The organism is Neisseria sp. WLZKY-1, from assembly GCF_046546535.1.
Classification (GTDB): Bacteria; Pseudomonadota; Gammaproteobacteria; order Burkholderiales; family Neisseriaceae; genus Neisseria.
On the sequence record NZ_JBKGTW010000003.1, the window covers coordinates 52,395 to 68,329 of the forward strand.

Below are 15,935 nucleotides of genomic sequence, written 5' to 3' on the forward strand. Positions count from 1 at the left end.
CTCTTGCAGGCCGCACAAAACCACACCTAGGAGCAAAAAATGATTGTAGAAGTAAACGTTCCCGTATTTGCCGAAAGCATCACCGAAGGCACCCTGCTGGCATGGCATAAAAAAGCCGGCGAAGCAGTCGCCCGCGACGAAGTTCTGGTCGACATTGAAACCGATAAGGTTGTACTCGAAGTGCCCGCGCCGCAGGCAGGCGTATTGGTGGAAATCATCGTCACCGAAGGCGACACCGTCGAATCGCAACAGGTTCTGGCAAGAATAGACACCGAAGCGGCCGTAACTGCCGCCGCCCCTGCCTCACAGGCACCCGCCGCCGAAGCCGCTCCCGCCGCGCCCGCATCCAATGCCCAAGCAGGCGTAGCCATGCCCGCCGCTGCCAAACTGGCCGCCGAAAAAGGCGTGGATGTCGCTTCCGTGCAAGGTTCGGGTCGCGACGGCCGCGTGCTGAAAGAAGATGTGCAAAACGCACCCGCTGCCGCCAGAGCCGCCGCGCCTGCCGCCCCGATTCCCGCCGGCGCCCGCCCCGAAGAGCGCGTACCGATGAGCCGCCTGCGCGCCCGCGTTGCCGAACGCCTTTTGGCTTCGCAACAGGAAAACGCCATCCTCACCACCTTCAACGAAGTCAACATGAAACCGGTGATGGATCTGCGCGCAAAATACAAAGAAAAATTCGAAAAAGAACACGGCGTCAAACTTGGCTTCATGTCCTTCTTCGTCAAAGCCGCCGTTGCCGCGCTGAAAAAATTCCCCGTTGTGAATGCCTCGGTTGACGGCAAAGACATCGTCTACCACGGCTACTTCGACATCGGCATCGCCATCGGCAGCCCGCGCGGCCTTGTCGTGCCGATTCTGCGCGATGCCGACCAGATGAGCATCGCCGAAATCGAAAAAGCCATCGTCGATTACGCCGTGAAAGCCAAAAACGGCAAAATCGCCATCGAAGACCTGACCGGCGGCACATTCAGCATCACCAACGGCGGCACCTTCGGCTCGATGATGTCCACCCCCATCATCAACCCGCCGCAATCAGCCATTCTCGGCATGCACGCCACCAAAGAGCGCGCCGTAGTGGAAAACGGCCAGGTTGTCGTGCGCCCGATGATGTATCTGGCACTCTCTTACGACCACCGCATCATCGACGGCCGCGAAGCCGTACTGACACTGGTCACCATCAAAGACCTGCTGGAAGACCCGGCACGCCTGCTGCTGGATCTATAAGCCCCCTTTCAGACGGCCTGTTCGCACAACAGGCCGTCTGAAAATCATATTTCCGTCCATATTTTCAGACGGCCTCATCCAAAGCACAGGCCGTCTGAAACCGATATAAAAGGATAGCAAAATGTCCCAACAACCATACGACGTTGCCGTTATCGGCGCCGGCCCCGGCGGCTATGTTGCCGCCATCCGCGCCGCCCAACTCGGATTCAACACCGTCTGCATCGACGCAGGCGTCAACAAAGCGGGCGACGCCCCCGCACTGGGCGGCACCTGCCTCAACGTAGGCTGCATCCCCTCCAAAGCCCTGCTGCAATCGAGCGAGCACTTCCATGCCGCGCAACACGATTTCGCCGAACACGGCATCACCGTCGGCGACGTGAAATTCAATGCCGCCAAAATGATCGAACGAAAAGACGCCATTGTCACCAAGCTCACCGGCGGCATCGCCTTCCTGTTCCAAAAAAACAAAGTCGCCAGCCTGCACGGCAAAGGCTCTTTCGTCGGCAAAAACGGCGATCTCTACCAAATCGAAGTGGACAACAAGGGCGAGAAAACCCTTATCGAAGCCAAAAACGTCATTGTCGCCACCGGCTCCGTGCCGCGTCCGCTGCCGCAGATTGCCATCGACAACGTTAATGTTTTGGACAACGAAGGCGCGCTGAACCTGACCGAAGTACCGAAAAAACTCGGCATCATCGGCTCGGGCGTAATCGGCCTTGAAATGGGCTCGGTGTGGAACCGCGTCGGCTCGCAGGTCACCATCCTCGAAGCCATGCCCACCTTCCTCGCCGCCGCCGACCAGCAAATCGCCAAAGAAGCCTTTAAATACTTCACCAAAGAACAAGGCTTGAACATCGAGCTGGGCGTCAAAATCGGCGACATCCAAAACACCGGCGCGGGCGTTTCCGTTGCCTATGAAACCGCCGCAGGCGAAGCCAAAACCGAAGTGTTCGACAAGCTCATCGTTTCCATCGGCCGCATCCCCAACACCAACGGCCTGAACGGTGAGGCTGTCGGCCTGGAAAAAGACGAGCGCGGCTTTATCAAGGTGGACGGCGACTGCCGCACCAACCTGCCCAACGTCTGGGCGATCGGCGACGTGGTGCGCGGCCCGATGCTGGCGCACAAAGCCAGCGACGAAGGCGTGGCCGTGGCCGAGCGCATCGCCGGCCAGAAACCGCATATCGACTTCAACAGCGTGCCCTTCGTGATTTACACCGACCCCGAAATCGCCTGGGTCGGTAAAACCGAAGAGCAGCTTAAAGCCGAAGGCGTCAAATACAAAAAAGGCACGTCCGGCTTTGGTGCCAACGGCCGCGCGCTCGGTTTGGGCAAAGCCAAAGGCACGGTCAAAGTGCTGGCCGATGCCGAAACCGACCGCATCCTCGGCGTGCACATGGTCGGCCCGATGGTGAGCGAACTGATCGCCGAAGGCGTGGTCGGACTCGAGTTCTCCGCCAGCAGCGAAGACCTTGCCCGCATCATCCATGCCCACCCGACCCTGTCGGAAGTGGTGCACGAAGCCTGCCTGGCCGCCGACAAACGCGCCCTGCACGGCTAAGGCCGTCTGAAAAACAAAAACGCCGCCGCGCCCTGCCGCTGCGGCGTTTTTTGTTTTCACAAAGCCCGTACCCATCCCTGCTCCGCGCATCGGCGGCACGGATGGAAGCCCTGCCAAAACATCAGGCCGTCTGAAACGTTCAGACGGCCTTTTTGATTTTTTCTGCCTATTTGCGCGTGCCGAGCTGGTCGAACACACCGCCGTCGGCAAAGTATTTCGGCATGATTTCATCCCACGAGCCGAACACCTCGTTGGGATTGAAGGTTTCCAGCGGCGGCAGCTCGGCGGCATGGGCGGCGAGCACCTGCGGATCGGCGGGGCGCAGATAGAGTTTCGCACCCAACTCCTGCGCCGGTTTGCTCCACAGATAATTCAAATATTCCGTTGCTGCGGCGCGCGTGCCGCGTTTGTCGGCCACGCTGTCCACCACGGCCACCGGGCTGTCCATGCGTATCGAGTATTTCGGATAGACGATTTCCACTTCGCCCCTGCCAAACTGCTTGGCCGACAGATTGGCCTCGTTTTCAAACGTCACCAACACGTCGCCGATATTGCGCTGCATAAACGTGGTGGTGGCCGCGCGGCCGCCGTTTTCAAACACCTCCACATTGGCGAGCATTTTTTTCACATAACCGCGCGCCTTCGCATCGTCGCCGCCGTTGGTTTTCAGGCCGTAGCCGTATGCGCCGAGAAAGGTGTAGCGGCCGTTGCCCGTTACCTTCGGATTGGCGATCACCAGTTTCACGCCCTCCCCTGCCAAGTCGCCCCAGTCCTTAATCTGCTTGGGGTTGCCTTTGCGTACGAGAAACACGGTCGTGCTGGTGAAGGGCACGGCGTTATTGGGAAACGCCTTCTGCCAGTCGGCCTTCACCAAACCTTTTTTCACCAGCAGATCGATGTCGGAAGCCTGGTTCATCGTCACCACATCGGCCTGCAAACCGTTGGCAACGGCCAGCGCCTGCTTGCTCGAGCCACCGTGCGACTGCTGCACCGATACCGCCGCGCCGTCGTGGCGCTTTTTGTATTCTTCGACAAACAGCGGATTGAAATCCTTGTAAAAATCGCGGGCAACGTCGTAAGAAACGTTCAACAGCTTCGTCTCCTGCGCCGCGCCGCCTGCGGAAGCGGTGTTTTGCGCCGCATTGTCGGGCGCACAGGCTGAGAGCGCGGCGGCGGCAATCAAGGCGGCAAATGATTTTTTCGGCATGGGGTTTCCTTTGATGTTTTTTTCAGAAGGCGGATTTATGCCAGAGGCCGTCTGAAAAGGGAAAGAACCGTTTGCCGCAGCCTTATGGCCTTTGGTTATAAACCCTTTCAGACGGCCTCCTTTCAGGTCGTCTGAAATCCGCATTAAATCGCAAAACACAGAAAAAAGTTTACACCACACGTTATTTTGTTAAAATTCGAGCCTTTACTTTAAACTGCGTTAAAACAACACATGAACCAAACCGCCAACCGCCTCCGCATTACCGCCCTCATCACCGCCGCCGCCCTCTCCGCCCAAGCCCAAGCCTCCGGCTACCACTTCGGTACCCAGTCCGTCACCGCCCAAAGCACGGCCAACGCCGCCGCAGCCGAAGCCGCCGACGCCGCCACCATCTTCTACAACCCCGCCGGTCTCGCCAAACTCGACGGCAGCGAAGTCACCGCCGCCCTCAACATCGTCGCCCCGCACATCGCCTACGGCGACGCCGAAGCCGAATATTTCCGCGGCGGCAGCGTGCGCGGCGAAACCTCCGGCAAAATTACCAAAGACATCGTGCCCGCGCCCCACCTCTACGGCGCATACCGGGCAAACGACAACCTGACACTCGGCCTGGGCGTCTACATTCCCTTCGCTTCCTCCACCGAATATCAGAAAAACTCCGTCCTGCGCCACAACCTCAACCAACTCGGCCTCACCACCGTTGCCATCGAACCCGTCGCCGCCTACAAAATCAACGACCGCCACGCCGCCGCCGTCGGCCTGATCGCCCAATATTCCACCGCAGAGCTGCGCAAATACGCCGACTGGAACGCCTCCGGCCGCCTCGGCGCACACAACGGCCTTTCAGACGGCCACGCCGAAGTCAAAGGCAAAGACTGGGGCTTCGGCTACCAGCTCGGCTGGCTGTGGGACATCGACGACCGAACCCGCGTCGGCCTCAACTACCGCTCCAAAATCAGCCACGACATCAAAGGCACGGCCGACTGGACGCCCGACGGCGCCGCCGTCACCGCCCCCAGCCCCCTGCTCGGCGGCAAAAACGCCTACGATGCCCTCATCAGCACCGTTTCCGGTTACAAACCGCACGAAAAAGCGCACGTCAAAATCGTCACCCCCGAATCCCTGTCCGTGCACGGCATGTACCAAGCCACAGCAAAAACCAAACTCTTCGCCGACCTGACCTGGACGCGCCACAGCCGCTTCAACCGCGCCGAACTCATCTTTGAAAACAGCAAAGCCGCCGTCAACGGCCGCTCCGACCGCACCGTCATCACCCCCAACTGGCGCAACACCTACAAACTCGCCCTCGGCGGCGCCTACCAATACAGCGAACCCCTGCAACTGCGTGCCGGCCTCGCCTTCGACCAAAGCCCTGTGCGCGACGCGCAAAGCCGCCTCAACACCCTGCCCGACGGTAACCGCATCTGGTATTCCGCCGGCGTTAAATACACCCACAAAAAGCGCCACGTCTTCGACATCGCCTACAGCCACATCCACATCAACGACACCCGCGTCCAAGCAGCCGCCGCCTCCGGATACGACGTCGACAGCAAAGGCCGCGCCTCCGCCTCCTTCAAAAACCACGCCGACATTCTGGGCTTGCAGTACACCTACAAATTTTAGGACTGTTCAGACGGCCTCAATGCACACAGAGGCCGTTCCCGCCTTCGCGGGAATGACGTTTCTGAAAGCGCAGCTTCAACGAAGTGAAAAAAGGCCACCTGAAACGCCAAAGGGCTTTCAGACGGCCTTTTCCGTTGCCATGCCCACAGCGAAACGGCATAATTGCCGCCTTTTTACACACACAGCAGCCCCATGTCCCAAGACCGCCCCACCCCCGTCCCCTCGCGCGTGCGCAAAACCAACGCCGCCGCATCACTAATCTGGATCGTGCCGCTGGCCGCCTTTCTCGTGGGCGGATGGCTGCTTTTCGACCATATCCGCAACACCGGCCCGAAAATCACCCTCTACCTCGACAGCGCCGAAGGCATCGAAGTGAACAACACCGTCGTGCGCGTGCTCAGCGTCAACGTCGGCAAAATCACCAACATCCGCCTGCGCGAAGGCGGCAAAGGCGTGGAGCTGACCGCGCAGCTTAACGCCGACGTGAAAGACATGATGAAAAGCGACACCCAGTTTTGGGTGGTCAAACCGCGCATCGACAGCAGCGGCATCTCCGGCCTCAACACCCTCGTCTCCGGCGCCTATATCGCCTTCATCCCCGGCAAAGCGCAGGAAAACCGCGACACTTTCGACGTATCCGACATCCCGCCCGTCGCCGCCCTCGGACAAGACGGCCTGCGCCTGAAACTCTCCGGCAGCAACAGCAAAATGCTCGACATCGGCGCGCCCGTCGTCTACGGCAGCCTGCCCATCGGCCAAGTGGAAAGCGTGCGCTTCGACCCGCAGCGCCGCCGCAGCGACTACACCGTCTTCATCGGCCACCCCAACGACAGCCTCATCAACAGCAGCAGCCGCTTCTGGCTCGACAGCGGCATCCGCATCCAATCCGAAGGTGGCGGCTTCCAGCTCGACAGCGCCCCCCTGGGTGCCCTCATTTCCGGCGCCATCACCTTCGACACCCCCGACAAAACCGCTCGCCCAGCCGAAGGCGGCACACCCTTCGAACTCTACGACAACCGCGCCGCCGTCGACAGCCTGCCGGGCGAACGCGCCCTCTACTACACCGCCTTTTTCAAACAGTCCGTGCGCGGGCTGGGCAAAGGATCGCCCGTCGAATACAAAGGCCTGCGCGTCGGCAGCGTCGCCGACGTGCCCTACTTCGCCGCCGGCGACAGCCTTAAACTGTTCGCCAACGGCTGGATACCCGTGCGCCTGCGCATCGAACCGCACCTTATCGAACAAAATGCCGACCACGAAAGCCGCAGCTACTGGCAGAACACCTTTCAGACGGCCTTAAACAAAGGCCTGAGCGCCGCCCTCGCCTCCGACAACCTGATACTCGGCAGCAAAATGGTCGAACTCTCCGACACCCCCGCCACCGGCGGCACACTCAAACCCTTCGCCGAATACGGCGGCGCGCCCGTTATCGCCAGCCGCAGCGGCGGCGGACTGGACGACTTGCAGGCACAGCTCTCTGCCCTGCTCGACAAATTCAACAAACTGCCGCTGGACAAAACCGTAGACGGACTCAACGGCAGCCTGGCCGAACTCAAAGCCACGCTCAAATCCGCCAACAGCCTGCTGGCCAAACCGCAGACGCAGGCCATACCCGCCGAGCTGAACAAAACACTGGCCGAGCTGCGCCAGACACTAAACGGCGTGTCGCCCGAATCGCCCGTCTACCGCGACGTCCAAGACACCCTGCGCAACATCGACAACACCCTGCGCGACGTGCGCCCACTGCTCAACACGCTGAAAGAAAAGCCCAATTCGCTGATTTTCAACCAAAACGCTAAAGACCCCGTGCCGCAAGGCAGGTAAACGCGGCAGCACAGACATTCAGACGGCCTGTTTCTCCAAACAGGCCGTCTGAATATTTGCACGGCAGACAAGACAAAAGCGGCACAGGCCGTCTGAAACGTTTTAACTTCGTTGAAACCCCGCTTTCAGACGGCCGGACTTTTTTTTTGGTTGGCAACAGCGCGAAGCAGTTGGCAGCAGCGTTTCAGACGGCCTTTTGCAGCGGCAGGCCGTCTGAACACCCGGGATTTCTTTTAAATCTCAAACACCGACCAATCCGGCCCTCCGCGTTTGAACCATTGGTGCGGCAGCACCATGCGCCCGACGGAGAACGCGCTGCCCACGGCGGGGTGGGCATTACGGTCGGTGTGAAAATGGAGGGAATCCTGCCGCATTTCGCACGGGTGTGTTGGCATTTAACTTGTGACAGTTTCTTGAGTAAAAAATATCCGAATGCCGGGCGGTTCAAATAGAGAAAGGCCGTCTGAAACGCGCTGTGCGGCGGCGGGTTTCAGACGGCCTTTGGTTCGTCAAGGCAAACGGTGCTTAGCGGATGCTGCTGCCGATGCGTCCCAATTCGCTCAAATTCATCCAGATAAAGAAGGCTTTGCCGACGATGAGTTTGTCGTCCACAAAACCCCAGTAGCGGGAATCGGCGCTGTGGTCGCGGTTGTCGCCCATCATAAAGTAGCTGCCCTGCGGCACGGTGCAGGTAAAGCCGCTGCCGTCTTCTTCGTAGCGGCAGTTTTGGTGCTGAATGTCGGTTTGCGCTTTTTGTCCTTGCGAATCGGCGATGAAGACGTAGTTGCCGAGGGAATCGGTGCTGACGGAAGGCACGCCGTCGGCTTTGAGCACGTCGAAGTTCCGTCCGGAAAAATCGGCGGCAAAGCGGCGGGCTTCGACGGTTTGCTGCGGGTTGTCGTCGTGCGGGTAGGCGTAGGCGCCCGCTTCGGTGTCAGTTTCGACGATGCTGCCGTTGACTTTGAGCACTTTGTCTTTGTATTCGACGGTATCGCCCGGCAGGCCGACGGCGCGTTTGATGTAGTTGACGGAGGGTTCGAGCGGATAGTTGAACACCACCACGTCGCCGCGCTCCACTTTGCCCGTATCAATCAGAACGTTGTTGACAATCGGCGTGCGGATGCCGTAGGCGAATTTGTTGACGAGGATAAAGTCGCCTTTTACCAGCCCCGGGCGCATGGAGCTGGACGGGATTTGGAAAGGCTCGGCCACGAAGGTGCGCAGCACGAAAACGGCGAGGATGATGGGGAAAAAGCCCGCCATGTAGTCGCGGAAGTGGTTTTCGTCGTCGAGCGAGCCGGTGAGGATTTTCTGGCCTTTTTCGTCGGTCTGCACCTGCTTCGTCGGCTTGAACGAGAACTTGCGCCACAGCCACACCGCGCCGGTGAAGGCGACGAAAATCAGCAAAACGGCGGTGAAGCTGAGTTTGACCGCAAGCACGCCGAACACGCCGACCATCATTAAGAGGTAGCCCCATTGCAGGCCGTCGCCCCACTCGCCTTTTTCGTTGCGCTCTTTGCTGCTGAGGGAAAACAGGCCGATGCCCGCGATCAGGGCGGCAACGGCGAGATAGACAAATTGGTTCATGATTTTTTTCCTTGTTGTTTGTGATTGTTTTCAGACGGCCTTTTCAAGCGTTGAGGCCGTCTGAAAGGTATTTCAGACAGGGACGAACTGCCGTTTGTAAGCAATGTGGTTGCGGATGTTTTCGGCGGCGTCTTTTTCGTCCCAGATTTGCAATTCCCACGGGTAGCAATCATTGGGTTCAAAATAAACGCACAAGCTGATGCAGCCGTTTCTGTTGTGCAGATACCAGTTTTTCAGGCTGTATCGGGTTTTCCAGTCGTCCAGCCGCTGCATGATTTCGGCGACGCTTTCTGAAGGCAGAATTACGCGCGCGCCGAAGATGTCGTTTAGGATATTGTTTACGGGGTATTGGTTTTCGCGCTCGGTGTAGCGGCGGATTTTGTCGGCGATGCTTTCGGCGGTTTTGACGCGGTAGAAAAAATCGATGCCGCGCGTGTCGGCGAACGCCAAGTAATCGTTAATCGCTTCGTGCAGGTTGAGACGGTAGGACAAAATATGCTCGGTCGGCACATGGGCGAGCGTGCGGCTGAGATTAAGCTTGGCGACTTTGCCGGTTTCAAAATAATCCTGCGAATATTGGGCGTGGATGCGGTTGATTTCGCGGATTAGGCGTTCGGTTTTTTGAAGATTAGTTTCTTGCATGATTTTGCCTTTCAGGCCGTCTAAAAACGTTTTATGCCTCAAAAGGCTGCTGCGTTAATCCGGCACGCCCGGATAGCTTTGTTTCCAGCACAATTCTTCTTTGGCGGAGCGCAGGCAAGTCCAGCCGTCGGGGCTGGTTTGCTTGGCAGGCAAATTGTTGAGCGTGTGCTTGGATGGCTTCCATTCGCCGTTTTCTTCGCCCGAGCGGGACGGCATTCGGGCTTCGTAATCAGCGCTTATTTCGCGCCCGTTTGCCAGCTTGAAACGGAAGCCGCCCGCTGCCGAAAGCCCCTGACCCGGGGTGAAAACATGTACGCTTTCGTATGATTCAAATGTGCACGCGCCCGTTTGCGGGACGTGTTTGCGTGTACTCAGGTTTTGGTAGCGGCATTCGCCTTCTGTCGGTGGTTCAACACGGCTGGCGTGTGCGGTGGTGGACAGCAGCAAAAGGATAAACAGCTTGCTTTTCATGCGGAAAACTCCTGTGAATATGGGAAACAGCGGGATATTTCAGGCAGTCTGAAAACTGTGTTCTACACATTCCCGTAAACAGCCATCCAAAGCCACAGCAAAACGGTGGGAATTAGGATGGTTTTCCAAGAATGGTCGTGTTTACCGATTAGGGTTTTTACAAAAAACACCAGTGAAAAAACAGCGGCAATCAGCGTCCAAAAAATAACAATCATGCCGACCATTTGCATGATTTGCGACATGGGTTTGGGCGTGCGCGCCAAAGTGTTCAAGCCGGAAACGGCAAGCCATGTGCCGACTAGGATACCGATGTTTCGGGCTTTTTCGGTTGCGGTAAGCGTGTTGCTCATGGTGGGTTTCCTTGTAGTGTGATTAGGTTGGTGAATGTTTTTCAGGCTGCCTGAAAACTTATTTATCCCCAATCTCCAAAATCGCCAAAAACGCTGATTGCGGAATCTCCACATTCCCCACCTGTTTCATGCGCTTTTTGCCTGCCTTTTGTTTTTCCAGCAGTTTTTTCTTGCGGGTAATATCGCCGCCGTAGCATTTGGCGAGTACGTTTTTGCGCAGGGCTTTGACGTTTTCGCGGGCGATAATCTGCCCGCCGATGGCAGCCTGTACGGCGATGTCAAACATTTGGCGCGGGATAAGCTCACGCATTTTGCTGGCCAGTTCGCGGCCGCGCTGCACGGCGGTTTGGCGGTGCACAATCAGGCTGAGCGCGTCCACTTTGTCGCCGTTTACCATAATGTCCAGCTTCACCAAGTCGGCGGGCTGAAATTCTTTAAACTCGTAATCCAGCGAAGCATAGCCGCGCGAAGTGGATTTGAGTTTGTCGAAAAAGTCCATCACCACTTCGTTCATCGGCAAGTCATAAGTGAGCATCACCTGCCGCCCCATATACTGCATATTGCGCTGCACGCCGCGTTTTTGGTTGCACAGGGTCATCACGTTGCCGACATAATCCTGCGGCACGAGAATGGTGGCGGTGATAATCGGCTCCATAATGGTTTCCACCGTGCCGATGTCGGGCAGTTTGGACGGGTTTTCCACGTCAATTTTTTCGCCGTTTTTCAGGATCACTTCATACACCACGGTCGGCGCGGTGGTAATCAAATCCATGTCAAACTCGCGCTCCAAGCGCTCTTGCACGATTTCCAGATGCAGCAAGCCGAGAAAGCCGCAGCGGAAGCCGAAGCCCAGCGCCTGCGATACTTCGGGTTCAAATTTCAGCGAAGCATCGTTTAATTGCAATTTTTCCAGCGCATCGCGCAGGGCTTCGTAGTCGTGGCTTTCCACGGGATAGAGACCGGCAAACACTTGGCTTTGCACTTCTTTAAAGCCTGCCAGCGGCTCGGCGGCGGGGTTGTTGGCAAGGGTTACGGTGTCGCCCACTTTCGCCTGCCCCAGCTCTTTCACGCCGGTAATCAGAAAGCCCACTTCCCCTGCGGTTAATTCTTGTTTTTGCACCGATTTGGGCGTGAACACGCCGAGCTGTTCCACCTGCGATTCGGCTTTGGTGGACATAAACTGCACTTTGTCTTTCAGTTTCAGGCTGCCGTTTTTCACCCGAATCAGCATCACCACGCCAACGTAGTTGTCAAACCACGAATCAATAATCACGGCTTGCAAGGGCGCGTCGGCATCGCCTTCGGGCGCGGGGATTTTGGCGACGATTTCTTCCAGCACGTCTTCCACGCCCAGCCCGCTTTTGGCGGAGCAGGTTACCGCGCCCACGGCATCGATGCCGATGATGTCTTCAATTTCCTGCGCCACGCGGTCGGGGTCGGCGGCGGGCAGGTCTATTTTGTTGAGTACGGGCACGACTTCCACGCCCAAATCGATGGCGGTGTAGCAGTTGGCAACGGTTTGCGCTTCCACGCCCTGCGACGCGTCCACCACCAGCAGCGCGCCTTCGCAGGCGGACAGGCTGCGCGAGACTTCGTAGGAAAAGTCTACGTGTCCGGGGGTGTCAATCAGGTTGAGCAGGTAGGTTTCGCCGTTTTTGGCTTTGTAGTTCAGCGCGGCGGTTTGCGCCTTAATCGTGATGCCGCGCTCTTTTTCGATGTCCATGCTGTCCAAAACCTGCGAACTCATTTCGCGGTTTTCCAAGCCGCCGCAGAATTGGATGAAGCGGTCGGCAAGGGTGGATTTTCCGTGGTCGATGTGGGCGATGATGGAGAAATTTCGGATGTTTTTCATGGCAGCGTTTTATTTAAGTTTGGAGGCCGTCTGAAAGCCTTTCAGACGGCCTGAATCTTCAAAAATGCAAACAGCCACGCATTCTAGCGGAAAACGGCCTGTTCTGCGCACTCAAAGCAGAGTGAGGCCGTCTGAAAACGCTTTTCAGACGGCCTTATCCTATAAACAAAGGCCGTCTGAAAACGGTATAATCCGCGCCTTAAATTTTTTACCGAAAGACATCCGCCATGCAAGAGCACTACCACCCTTCCGCCGTCGAACCCGCCGCCCGCCGAAAATGGGATGAAGCGGGCATTTTTCATGCCGCCGAAGACGCGTCCAAGCCCAAATATTATTGTTTGTCGATGTTTCCCTACCCCAGCGGCAAGCTGCATATGGGGCATGTGCGCAACTACACCATCGGCGACGTGTTGAGCCGTTTTAAATTGTTAAACGGTTTCAACGTGATGCAGCCGATGGGCTGGGACGCTTTCGGTATGCCCGCCGAAAACGCGGCGCTGAAAAACGGCGTGGCACCGGCGGCGTGGACCTACGACAACATCGCCTACATGAAAAAACAGCTGCAAAGTCTCGGTTTTGCCATCGACTGGCCGCGCGAGGTGGCGACCTGCAAGCCGGATTACTACCGCTGGGAGCAATGGCTGTTTACACGTTTGTTTGAAAAGGGCATCGTGTACCGCAAGCTCGGTACGGTGAACTGGGACCCGGTCGATCAAACGGTATTGGCCAACGAGCAGGTGATCGACGGGCGCGGCTGGCGCAGCGGCGCGCCGGTGGAAAAACGCGAAATCCCGATGTATTACTTCCGCATCACGGATTACGCCGAGGAGCTTTTGGCCGATTTGGACAAACTCGAACACTGGCCGGAGCAGGTGAAAACCATGCAGCGCAACTGGATTGGTAAATCGCGCGGCATGAACGTGCGCTTTGCGCTGGCTGACGACAGCAAGGCCGGTTTGAGCGGCGATTTTGCCGAATTTTTACAGGTTTACACCACCCGCCCCGATACGCTGATGGGCGCAACTTATGTGGCCGTGGCCGCCGAGCATCCGCTGGCCGCCGCCGCAGCGGAGGGCAATGCCGAATTGCAAAACTTCATCGCCGAATGCAAAGCCGGCAGCGTGGCCGAAGCGGATATGGCGACGATGGAGAAAAAAGGCCTGCCCACCGGCCGCTTTGTGATTAATCCGCTCAACGGCGAGCGCCTGCCCGTATGGGTGGCAAACTATGTCTTGTGGGGCTACGGCGACGGCGCGGTAATGGCCGTACCGGCACACGACGAGCGCGATTTTGAGTTTGCTACCAAATACGGTCTGCCGAAAAAACAAGTGGTCGAACTCATCGAGCCGCAGCCTTACAACGAGGCCGAATGGCAGGAATGGTACGGCGCGAAAGAAAATACCCGCCTGATTCACAGCGGCGAATTTGACGGGCTGGACTTTCAGACGGCCTTTGACGCCATCGGCGCCAAATTGCAGCAAAGCGGCGCGGGCGAGGCGAAAACGCAATACCGCCTGCGCGACTGGGGCATTTCGCGCCAACGCTACTGGGGCTGCCCGATTCCGATTGTGCATTGCGACACCTGCGGCGACGTGCCCGTACCTGCCGAGCAGCTGCCCGTGGTATTACCCGAAAACGTCGTGCCCGACGGCATGGGTTCGCCACTGGCCAAAATGCCCGAATTTTACGAAACCGCCTGCCCCAAATGCGGCGGCGCAGCCAAACGCGAAACCGACACCATGGATACCTTCATGGAATCGAGCTGGTATTTCTTCCGCTATATGTCGCCCGCGTTTTCAGACGGCATGGTCAAGCCCGAAGCGGCGCAATACTGGGGCGCGGTCGACCAATACATCGGCGGCATCGAACACGCCATTTTGCACCTCCTGTACGCCCGCTTCTTCACCAAACTGATGCGCGACGAAGGTTTGGTGAAAGTGGACGAGCCGTTTGAACGCCTGCTCACACAGGGCATGGTGGTGTGTGAAACCTACTACCGCGAAAACGCCGACGGCAGCAAAGACTGGATCAACCCGGCCGATGTGGATTTGACCTTTGACGACAAAGGCCGCCCCGTTTCCGCCGTCCTCAAAGCCGACGGCCTGCCCGTGGTCATCGGCGGCACGGAAAAAATGTCCAAATCCAAAAACAACGGCGTCGATCCGCAGCAGCTTATCGATGCCTACGGCGCAGACACCGCCCGCCTGTTTATGATGTTTGCCGCCCCGCCCGAACAGTCGCTCGAATGGAGCGACAGCGGCGTAGAAGGCGCGCACCGCTTCCTGCGCCGCCTGTGGCGCACCGTGTACGAACACGTTTCCCACGGCATCGTGCCCGCCTTTTCAGACGGCCACGACAGCCTAGATAAAGCGCTAAAAGAACTGCGCCACAAGCTGCACGCCACCGTCGCCAAAGTTTCCGACGACTACGGCCGCCGCCAGCAGTTCAACACCGCCGTCGCCGCCGTGATGGAACTCTTAAACCAATACGACAAAACCGACACCGCCTCCGAACCGGGCCGCGCCGTCGCCCAAGAAGTATTGGAAGCCGCCCTGCGCCTCTTGTGGCCGATTGTGCCGCACATCTGCGACGAGCTTTGGAGCGCGTTGAGGCCGTCTGAAACCCTGTGGGGCGCAGGCTGGCCGCAAGTGGACGAAACCGCCCTCGTCAAATCCGAAATCGAAATCATGGTGCAGGTAAACGGCAAGCTGCGCGGCAAAATCACCGTCGCCGCCGACGCGCCCAAAGACCAAATCGAAGCCGCCGCCCTCGCCACCGACGGCGCGATTAAGTTTATGGAAGGCAAACCGGCCAAGAAAATCATCGTCGTCCCCGGCCGGCTGGTGAACATCGTGGTGTAAACCGCAATGCTCAGGCCGTCTGAAAACGCAGCTAAAACCTTTTCAGACGGCCTTTTCCACTTTAATACATCCGAGGCCGTCTGAAACCGCGCAACCGATTTTCAGACGGCCTGTCTTTACGGGAACCCCCATGACCGACTACACAGCCCACCCCACCGCCATCATCGACGAAGGCGCCAGCATCGGCGCAGGCTGCCGCATCTGGCATTTCGTCCATATCTGCGCCGGTGCGAAAATCGGCCGCAACTGCTCGTTCGGCCAAAACGTATTCGTCGGCAACAACGTTGCCATAGGCGATAACTGCAAAATCCAAAACAACGTTTCCGTGTACGACAACGTCTTTCTCGAAGACGGCGTATTCTGCGGCCCCAGCATGGTGTTCACCAACGTCTACAACCCGCGCTCGCTGATTGAGCGCAAAAGCGAGTACCGCGACACACGCGTCAAAACCGGCGCGACGCTGGGCGCAAACTGCACCATCGTCTGCGGCGTTACCGTCGGCCGTTTCGCCTTTGTCGGCGCGGGTGCGGTAGTCAATAAAGACGTGCCCGACTACGCGCTGGTGGTGGGCGTACCCGCCCGCCAAACCGGCTGGATGAGCGAATACGGCGAACAACTCGATTTGCCCCTTACCGGCAGCGGCGAAGCCGTCTGCCCGCACAGCGGCGACAAATACATCCTTTCAGACGGCCTCGTACATAAGGCCGTCTGAAAACGCATCCCGTTAGGAAACCCC

General features: G+C 58.0%; 13 protein-coding genes. 6 read left to right on the forward strand and 7 right to left on the reverse strand.

The annotated features are described in order from the left end of the window. Nucleotides 1-39 precede the first annotated feature (39 nt). Both odhB and lpdA read left to right on the forward strand, forming a co-directional pair. Nucleotides 40-1,224, forward strand: coding sequence for a 2-oxoglutarate dehydrogenase complex dihydrolipoyllysine-residue succinyltransferase (odhB, locus tag ACLD9W_RS01720; protein ID WP_410840411.1), 1,185 nt, complete (start codon nucleotides 40-42; stop codon nucleotides 1,222-1,224). 121 nt (nucleotides 1,225-1,345) lie between these two features. Beyond that, a complete protein-coding gene (gene lpdA / locus ACLD9W_RS01725; RefSeq protein ID WP_410840412.1) occupies nucleotides 1,346-2,785 on the forward strand; it encodes a dihydrolipoyl dehydrogenase in 1,440 nt (479 codons plus the stop codon). A gap of 166 nt (nucleotides 2,786-2,951) precedes the next feature. Here lpdA and ACLD9W_RS01730 read toward each other — a convergent pair whose 3' ends face one another. After that, a complete protein-coding gene (locus ACLD9W_RS01730; RefSeq protein ID WP_410840413.1) occupies nucleotides 2,952-3,992 on the reverse strand; it encodes a sulfate ABC transporter substrate-binding protein in 1,041 nt (346 codons plus the stop codon). Between the two features lie 231 nt (nucleotides 3,993-4,223). Between ACLD9W_RS01730 and ACLD9W_RS01735 the strand changes: the two genes are divergently transcribed. Together ACLD9W_RS01735 and pqiB are read left to right on the forward strand one after the other, a co-directional pair. Further along, nucleotides 4,224-5,615, forward strand: a complete 1,392-nt coding sequence (locus tag ACLD9W_RS01735; protein WP_410840414.1) for an OmpP1/FadL family transporter — start codon at nucleotides 4,224-4,226, stop codon at nucleotides 5,613-5,615. Nucleotides 5,616-5,807: 192 nt separating this feature from the next. Then, the gene (gene pqiB, locus ACLD9W_RS01740) at nucleotides 5,808-7,436 is read left to right on the forward strand and encodes an intermembrane transport protein PqiB (protein WP_410840415.1); all 1,629 of its coding nucleotides are present in this window, start codon (nucleotides 5,808-5,810) and stop codon (nucleotides 7,434-7,436) included. 233 nt (nucleotides 7,437-7,669) lie between these two features. Here the strand turns inward: pqiB and ACLD9W_RS01745 are convergent, their stop codons facing one another. From ACLD9W_RS01745 to lepA, 6 genes are all read right to left on the reverse strand, one after another. After that, nucleotides 7,670-7,831: a hypothetical protein gene (locus ACLD9W_RS01745; protein WP_410840416.1), complete on the reverse strand. Its 162-nt coding sequence runs from the start codon at nucleotides 7,829-7,831 to the stop codon at nucleotides 7,670-7,672. Nucleotides 7,832-7,961: 130 nt separating this feature from the next. Beyond that, nucleotides 7,962-9,023 (reverse strand): signal peptidase I, encoded by a 1,062-nt coding sequence (gene lepB, locus ACLD9W_RS01750; RefSeq protein WP_410840417.1) that lies wholly within the window; start codon nucleotides 9,021-9,023, stop codon nucleotides 7,962-7,964. A gap of 72 nt (nucleotides 9,024-9,095) precedes the next feature. Further along, nucleotides 9,096-9,665, reverse strand: a complete 570-nt coding sequence (locus ACLD9W_RS01755; protein WP_410840418.1) for a GTP pyrophosphokinase — start codon at nucleotides 9,663-9,665, stop codon at nucleotides 9,096-9,098. Nucleotides 9,666-9,719: 54 nt separating this feature from the next. Beyond that, the gene (locus ACLD9W_RS01760) at nucleotides 9,720-10,136 is read right to left on the reverse strand and encodes a hypothetical protein (RefSeq protein WP_049260249.1); all 417 of its coding nucleotides are present in this window, start codon (nucleotides 10,134-10,136) and stop codon (nucleotides 9,720-9,722) included. A gap of 62 nt (nucleotides 10,137-10,198) precedes the next feature. Further along, nucleotides 10,199-10,486 carry a hypothetical protein gene (locus tag ACLD9W_RS01765; RefSeq protein ID WP_410840419.1) on the reverse strand — a complete coding sequence of 96 codons (288 nt, stop codon included), beginning with the start codon at nucleotides 10,484-10,486 and terminating at the stop codon, nucleotides 10,199-10,201. A 58-nt stretch (nucleotides 10,487-10,544) separates the two neighbouring features. Then, nucleotides 10,545-12,338 (reverse strand): translation elongation factor 4, encoded by a 1,794-nt coding sequence (gene lepA / locus ACLD9W_RS01770; protein ID WP_410840420.1) that lies wholly within the window; start codon nucleotides 12,336-12,338, stop codon nucleotides 10,545-10,547. 227 nt (nucleotides 12,339-12,565) lie between these two features. On the opposite strand from lepA, the gene leuS reads away from it, so the two are divergent. Both leuS and ACLD9W_RS01780 read left to right on the forward strand, forming a co-directional pair. Continuing rightward, nucleotides 12,566-15,199 (forward strand): leucine--tRNA ligase, encoded by a 2,634-nt coding sequence (gene leuS / locus ACLD9W_RS01775; RefSeq protein WP_410840421.1) that lies wholly within the window; start codon nucleotides 12,566-12,568, stop codon nucleotides 15,197-15,199. A gap of 130 nt (nucleotides 15,200-15,329) precedes the next feature. Next, complete coding sequence (locus ACLD9W_RS01780) at nucleotides 15,330-15,911, forward strand: acyltransferase (protein WP_410840422.1); 582 nt, start codon at nucleotides 15,330-15,332, stop codon at nucleotides 15,909-15,911. Nucleotides 15,912-15,935 lie beyond the last annotated feature (24 nt).